8 protein-coding genes are annotated in these 6,588 nt (G+C 35.8%); 4 read left to right on the top strand and 4 right to left on the bottom strand.

The window, feature by feature from the left end; genetic code table 11:
- Positions 1–736: 736 nt before the first annotated feature.
- The 4 genes from thrS (at position 737) to rplT (ending at position 4,080) form a co-directional block, all read left to right on the top strand.
- On the top strand, positions 737–2,686 hold the full coding sequence (gene thrS, locus ACY2RS_RS15365) for a threonine--tRNA ligase (RefSeq protein WP_490099550.1): 1,950 nt from the start codon (positions 737–739) through the stop codon (positions 2,684–2,686).
- 98 nt (positions 2,687–2,784) lie between these two features.
- On the top strand, positions 2,785–3,297 hold the full coding sequence (gene infC, locus ACY2RS_RS15360; RefSeq protein ID WP_490099551.1) for a translation initiation factor IF-3: 513 nt from the start codon (positions 2,785–2,787) through the stop codon (positions 3,295–3,297).
- Between the two features lie 112 nt (positions 3,298–3,409).
- Complete coding sequence (gene rpmI / locus ACY2RS_RS15355; protein WP_490099549.1) at positions 3,410–3,607, top strand: 50S ribosomal protein L35; 198 nt, start codon at positions 3,410–3,412, stop codon at positions 3,605–3,607.
- 128 nt (positions 3,608–3,735) lie between these two features.
- Positions 3,736–4,080, top strand: coding sequence for a 50S ribosomal protein L20 (gene rplT, locus ACY2RS_RS15350; RefSeq protein WP_151893710.1), 345 nt, complete (start codon positions 3,736–3,738; stop codon positions 4,078–4,080).
- A 138-nt stretch (positions 4,081–4,218) separates the two neighbouring features.
- Here the strand turns inward: rplT and ACY2RS_RS15345 are convergent, their stop codons facing one another.
- From ACY2RS_RS15345 to idi, 4 genes are read right to left on the bottom strand one after another with little or no spacing between them, the layout of a single operon-like run.
- Complete coding sequence (locus ACY2RS_RS15345; protein ID WP_490099548.1) at positions 4,219–4,485, bottom strand: hypothetical protein; 267 nt, start codon at positions 4,483–4,485, stop codon at positions 4,219–4,221.
- A 60-nt stretch (positions 4,486–4,545) separates the two neighbouring features.
- Complete coding sequence (locus ACY2RS_RS15340; protein WP_490099547.1) at positions 4,546–5,520, bottom strand: type I phosphomannose isomerase catalytic subunit; 975 nt, start codon at positions 5,518–5,520, stop codon at positions 4,546–4,548.
- A 22-nt stretch (positions 5,521–5,542) separates the two neighbouring features.
- Positions 5,543–5,956 (bottom strand): 6-pyruvoyl trahydropterin synthase family protein, encoded by a 414-nt coding sequence (locus ACY2RS_RS15335; protein ID WP_490099546.1) that lies wholly within the window; start codon positions 5,954–5,956, stop codon positions 5,543–5,545.
- Entirely contained in the window at positions 5,953–6,471 is a 519-nt protein-coding gene (gene idi, locus ACY2RS_RS15330; protein ID WP_490099545.1) for an isopentenyl-diphosphate Delta-isomerase, read from the bottom strand. The genes ACY2RS_RS15335 and idi overlap by 4 nt, the downstream gene beginning before the upstream one ends.
- Positions 6,472–6,588 lie beyond the last annotated feature (117 nt).

Genomic DNA, 6,588 nt, shown 5'->3' with positions numbered 1-6,588 from the left:
AGTTTAGTTTCTTTGTAAAAGAATTAATCGTTTCCAATTAATCTTATTACGCTGTCAATTTCAATATCTCAATGAACTTATTCTACTTTTGTGCGCTTTGCTAACTCGTGTTTTTGATTCACTCATTATCTTAGCGGCTGCAAATGTACAACTGTTTTTTAAACCTGCAATACTTTTTAAAAATATTTTGATAAAATTTAAAGAACGTTGTTTGCTTGACAATCTTACTGTTATTTCGTTTTGTAAGCGGCTGCAAATATACATCTGTTTTTTTTACCACTCCAAACAAAAACATACTTTTTTTTTGTTTTTTTTGAAACTTTTTACAAGCCCTTGAAATACCACACATTAGCCTAAAAACTTTTTTTGACCCCAGCTATACCTTAATATATGTATGCTTTTTAGGGCATAGAGATTATCATCTTCTTAAACACTTGTAATACACCATTCACAGTACATTTGCATTCACTATCAAGTTTCTAAAAAGAACCCAATAATTTATATTAAAATCTACAAACCACACTTCCACCCTAGCCCGTGTTAAGGATTGAAGCGGCATCCTTTTACAGCTCCTTTTGGGGTGCTGTAAAAGATATAGCTGAAAGCCTGCCGCAATGTAGTATTGAGGTACGAGATACGAAGTTGAGGAACACCCAAAAAAGAACACACAAAACGATAAAATGATACGGTGTATTTTAACAACAATAGTATCTTTGCTTTTTAAATTTTAAAAACTATGATAGCAATTACGTTACCAGACGGAAGTGTAAAGCAATTAGAAGCAGGCGTAACCCCTATGGATGTAGCCATGAGTATAAGTGAAGGACTGGCTAGAAATGTGATTTCGGCAGCCTACAATGGTGAAACCGTAGAAAGCAGCACTCCACTAACCCAAGATGGTAGTTTGGTATTATACACCTGGAGAGACGATGCAGGTAAGAAAGCGTTTTGGCACTCTTCTGCACACATCCTTGCGCAGGCACTGGAACAATTATATCCTGGTATTAAACTAACCATTGGACCTGCCATTGATACTGGTTTTTACTATGATATAGATTTTGGCGATCGTAGTTTTGTAGAGAAAGATCTTGCAGAAGTAGAAAAGAAGATGCTAGAGATTGCACGTGCTAAACATTCGTTCTCTATGCGTTCTGTGACAAAAGACGAAGCACTTGACTTTTATAAAAAACAAGGAAACGAATACAAAGTTGAACTTATTGAGAACCTAGACGACGGAACGATTACTTTTTGTGATCATGATGATTTTACAGATCTATGTAGAGGAGGTCATTTACCGCACACTGGTTTTGTAAAAGCTGTAAAGTTAATGAGTATTGCTGGCGCCTATTGGAGAGGTGATGAAAACAACAAGCAACTTACAAGAATTTACGGTGTTACGTTTCCAAAACAAAAAGAACTTAAAGAATACTTAGCCCTTTTAGAAGAAGCTAAAAAAAGGGATCATAGAAAATTAGGAAAAGAATTAGAGCTTTTTACATTTTCTCAAAAGGTTGGACAGGGATTACCACTTTGGCTACCAAAAGGCGCAGCACTTCGCGAGCGTTTGGAAAACTTTTTGAAAAAAGCGCAAAAGAAAGCTGGTTACGAAATGGTGGTGACACCTCATATCGGAAACAAAGAACTCTATGAAACTTCTGGACACTTTGCCAAATATGGTGAAGATAGTTTCCAGGTGATTAAAACACCTAACGAAGGTGAGGAATTCATGTTAAAACCCATGAACTGCCCACACCACTGTGAAATTTATAATACAAAACCTTTTTCTTATAAAGATTTACCGAAACGTTTTGCCGAGTTTGGGACTGTATACCGATATGAACAAAGTGGAGAACTGCATGGTTTAACACGTGTTCGTGGATTTACGCAAGATGATGCGCATATTTTTTGTACTCCAGACCAATTAGATCAAGAGTTTAAGAATGTAATTGACTTGGTATTATATGTTTTTGGATCTTTAGGATTTGAAAACTTTACAACACAAGTTTCTGTTCGTGATTTAACAAAGCCCGAAAAGTATATTGGTGCTGTTGAAACATGGGAAAAAGCTGAAAATGCAATTTTAAATGCCGTAAAAGACAAAGGTCTTGATTATATTGTAGAAGCAGGAGAAGCAGCTTTCTATGGCCCGAAGTTAGATTTCATGGTAAAAGATGCGTTAGGAAGAAGCTGGCAATTAGGTACCATTCAGGTAGATTACAACCTTCCTGAGCGTTTCGATTTAACCTATAAAGGCAGTGATAATGAGCTACACAGACCCGTGATGATACACCGTGCACCCTTTGGAAGTATGGAGCGTTTTGTTGCTATTTTACTAGAGCATACAGGTGGAAATTTCCCTTTATGGTTAATGCCAGAACAGGTTGCTATACTATCATTAAGTGAAAAATATGAAAAATACGCTCAAAAAGTTTTAAATTTGCTTGAAAATCACGAAATTCGCGCCCTTGTGGACAATAGAAATGAGACTATTGGTAAGAAAATTCGTGAAGCAGAAATGAACAAACTCCCATACATGTTAATTGTTGGGGAGCAAGAAGAGAAAGAAGGCACGATTTCTGTTAGAAGACACAGTGAAGGAGATTTAGGAAGTATGAAGATTGAAGATTTTGCAGCGATGATTAACGCAGCTGTTAAAGAAGAAATAAAAGAATTTAAAGTGGAATAATTCCACATTTATTAAACAGATGTTCCGTTTTATGGAATATCAAAAAATATAAAGCCATAGCAATACGAAGAAAAAGAAGTAGGGGTCCTGCAAGGATCATTAAAGAAGACCAGCACAATATTAACCGTAAGATTCGTGCTGAAGAAGTACGTCTCGTTGGAGATAATGTTGAGATAGGTGTTTATCCTACTCGTAAAGCTTTAGCAATTGCTGAAGAACAAGAGTTAGATCTTGTAGAAATTTCTCCAAATGCAAACCCACCGGTTTGTAAGGTTATGGACTATAAAAAGTTTGTCTACGAGCAAAAGAAACGCGAGAAGGCAATGAAGTCTAAAGCTACGAAAGTAATCATCAAAGAGATTAGGTTTGGTCCTAATACAGATGATCACGATTATGAGTTTAAAAAGAAACACGCAGAGAAGTTCTTGAAAGACGGAGCCAAATTAAAAGCGTATGTATTCTTTAAAGGGCGTTCTATTATCTATAAAGACCAAGGAGAAATTTTATTATTAAAATTAGCTCAAGAATTGGAAGAACTAGGTAAGGTAGAGCAAATGCCTAAATTGGAAGGTAAGCGTATGATTATGTTTATTGCTCCAAAAAAGAAATAGTAGGAATACTATGTAAACTGAAATTTGATCCCTAGGGACTTATTTATATAAACTCTCATCAGGTACGTGTACCTAAAGAGACACAACGAAATAATATAAAAAAGAAGGAATAATGCCGAAACAAAAAACAAAATCTAGTGCAAAGAAGCGTTTTAAGCTGACAGGTACTGGAAAAATCAAAAGAAAGCACGCGTTTAAGAGTCACATCTTAACAAAGAAGTCTAAGAAACGTAAGCTTAAATTAACTCACGATGGTTTGGTTGACAAATCTGACGAGAGTAATGTAAAACAAATGCTTCGAATGAAGTAATTGGTTTTACGGTTAATCAATTTTATAACCCTGGAGTTAGGCCAATTAATTTGAGATTGACAATTGTTGATTTTAGATTTTTAAACTAAAGTATCGAAAGATCGCCTACTACAAAAAACAATTAAATTATGCCAAGATCAGTAAACAGCGTTGCAAAAAGAGCACGTAGAAAAAAAGTATTGAAGCAAGCCAAAGGTTACTTTGGAAGAAGAAAGAACGTTTGGACGGTAGCTAAGAATGCAGTAGACAAAGCAATGTCTTACTCATACAGAGACCGTAGAAACAAAAAGAGAACTTTTAGAGCATTGTGGATCACACGTATTAACGCAGGTGCACGCCAACACGGAATGTCTTACTCTCAGTTTATGGGAGGGATGAAAAAAGCAGGAATTGAATTGAACCGTAAGGTTCTTGCAGATTTAGCGATGAATCATCCAGAAGCTTTTGAAGCGATTGTAAAGAAAGTAAAATAAGACAATTCAATAACCATATTATTTCGTAGTAAAAATCCCGTTCTCTTGAGAGCGGGATTTTTTTGTTTACCCAGTTTTATAAACTAAAAAACTCCATTACAGGTACGTAATGGAGTTTTTAAATAATGTAAGGTAGGCTTACATTTTGTTTATTCTGTCAATCAATGCTCTTCCTTTTGTTTCAAGCTCTTGATTTACTGCTTTAAAATGCTGTTTTGCATTCTCAACATCTCTCTGATTTACTTTTACAATCAACTCATCAAACGCTTTAATTGCATCGTCAATGATAGATTGAGATTCTTTTGTGTCTTTGCTTGGGTTTGTTAATTCCCAAATGTATACAGCTTCAATGATATCTCCCATTACGTAGTTGATATCCTTTTTTAAATCTCTCTTGTTTGCCATAATATGTTCCGCTAGTGCGGTATTTTAATTAGTAATAATACGCTGCAAAGTTACAAACTCTTAGGGAATATACACTTCCAAAAGTGTAGCAGATTTTGTATTAATTTTCAGATTTGCAAGCGTTTTGGGAATCAAAACTGTTTCTCCTGTAGTGATACTAACACTGTGGTCATCCGTTAAAATTTCCGCAGTACCTGCTACACACATGTACACAACAAAACTATCTTTGGTCATCAAATTTCTTGCTACTGTCTCTTCAAGGACCAATTTATTTGTTTCAAAAAAGGGAGTGCTTTTTAATCTAACAGCCTTATTCTTTTCTTCGGAAATGTGAATGCGAGCCTCCACTTCCTTATAATTAATAGCTTCAATGGCTTCTTGGGTATGCAGTTCACGCATATTTCCGTCTAAGCCGGGTCTATCCCAATCGTATATCCTGTAGGTAATATCACTGGTTTGTTGAATTTCGGCTAAAACAACGCCTGCACCTATAGCGTGTACTGTACCAGGAGCAATAAAAAAACTGTCTCCAGGTGCCACCTTTTCTGAAATAAGAATATCGGTAATGCTGTTTGTTTCAAGCGCCTTTTGATAGCTCTCTGGGGTTGTATTGGGTTTAAAACCAACAATAAGCCTCGCATCTGGATCTGTAGCCATGATGTACCACATCTCTGTTTTTCCAAGAGAATTATGGCGTTTACCTGCCAAAGCATCATCTGGATGCAATTGAACCGAAAGATCTTGTGCAGCATCAATAAATTTAAACAGTAATGGAAATTTGTGTCCGTAGGCTTTATAAACTTTTTCGCCTACCAAATCTTCTCGAAACATTTGAATAAGTTCTTGTAAACTTGTGCCTGCTAGTTCTCCATCTGCCACTAATGAAATGGCGTCATTTACACCAGATAATTCCCAACTTTCTCCAATAGCACCCGTAGCATTTTTATGAAACATGGAGTGCAACTTGGCACCTCCCCAGACTTTTTCTTTTAGAATAGGGATGAACTTTAAAGGGTATAATGACGAACGCTTCACGGTATGTTTTTACTATTGTTACTCAATTGGAACCCGTATATACTACAAAATTACGAGGGGTCTCATATAATTTAATTGAAATTTTATAGGTTTCGCCCAATCGCTTTTCAATTCTATTATAGATCTCGATAGCAATATTCTCTACGGTAGGATTTACATCTTTAAAAGCAGCTACCTCTAGATTCAAGTTTTTATGATCGAATGGATTTTCTACTTCTTCTTTGATGATGTCTTTTAATATTTTCAAGTCAATTAAATACCCAGTTTCTGGATCTATAGCACCAGTAATCCCTACCTCAAGGTCATAATTATGACCGTGATAGTTTGGGTTGCTACACTTTCCAAAAACTGCAAGGTTTTTTTCATTTGTCCAGTCTTTTCGATACAACCTATGAGCGGCATTAAAATGTGCTTTTCTATATACTGTTAAACTCATATGCTGATATGGTCATAAAATTTCTGAAATATAATCTTAAACCAGACGGTATACTGATCTGGATTGTGATCAATATCTGTTTTCACGTCTTCTAGTGGCATCCATTTCCATGCTGCTACTTCATCTTCGTTAATTACCGGACAATCGTTATAATTCCCCACCATGATATGATCTAGCTCATGTTCTGTTAAACCGTTATCGAAAGGTGCTTTATAAATAAATGAAGTGGTCTCTTTTAAGGAAGTAATAAAGCCCATCTCTTCTTGTAATCTTCGTGTGCCAGCTTCAATATTAGACTCCCCATCTCGCTGATGACTACAACACGTGTTGGTCCATAGCCCTGGAGAATGGTATTTATGCAATGCGCGTTGTTGTAACATTAATTCGTTAGCATCATTTAACACAAATACAGAAAACGCTCTATGTAAAACGGCCTTTTCATGTGCTTCCATTTTAGGCATAAGCCCTATTTGTTCATCCTTTTCGTTTACTAAAACTACGAGTTCTTCAACCATATAAAATTAAAATACTTTGCTTCAAAATTACGAAAACCCCTTCCCAAAAAAAAGCCCCTTAACATGGTATGTTAAAGGACTTCTAAATTTTCTTTGTATTGCTTATTAATTCTGAAT

This window comes from Patiriisocius sp. 208BN25-11, assembly GCF_058147145.1.
This window is presented reverse-complemented; position numbering and strand designations above follow the sequence as displayed.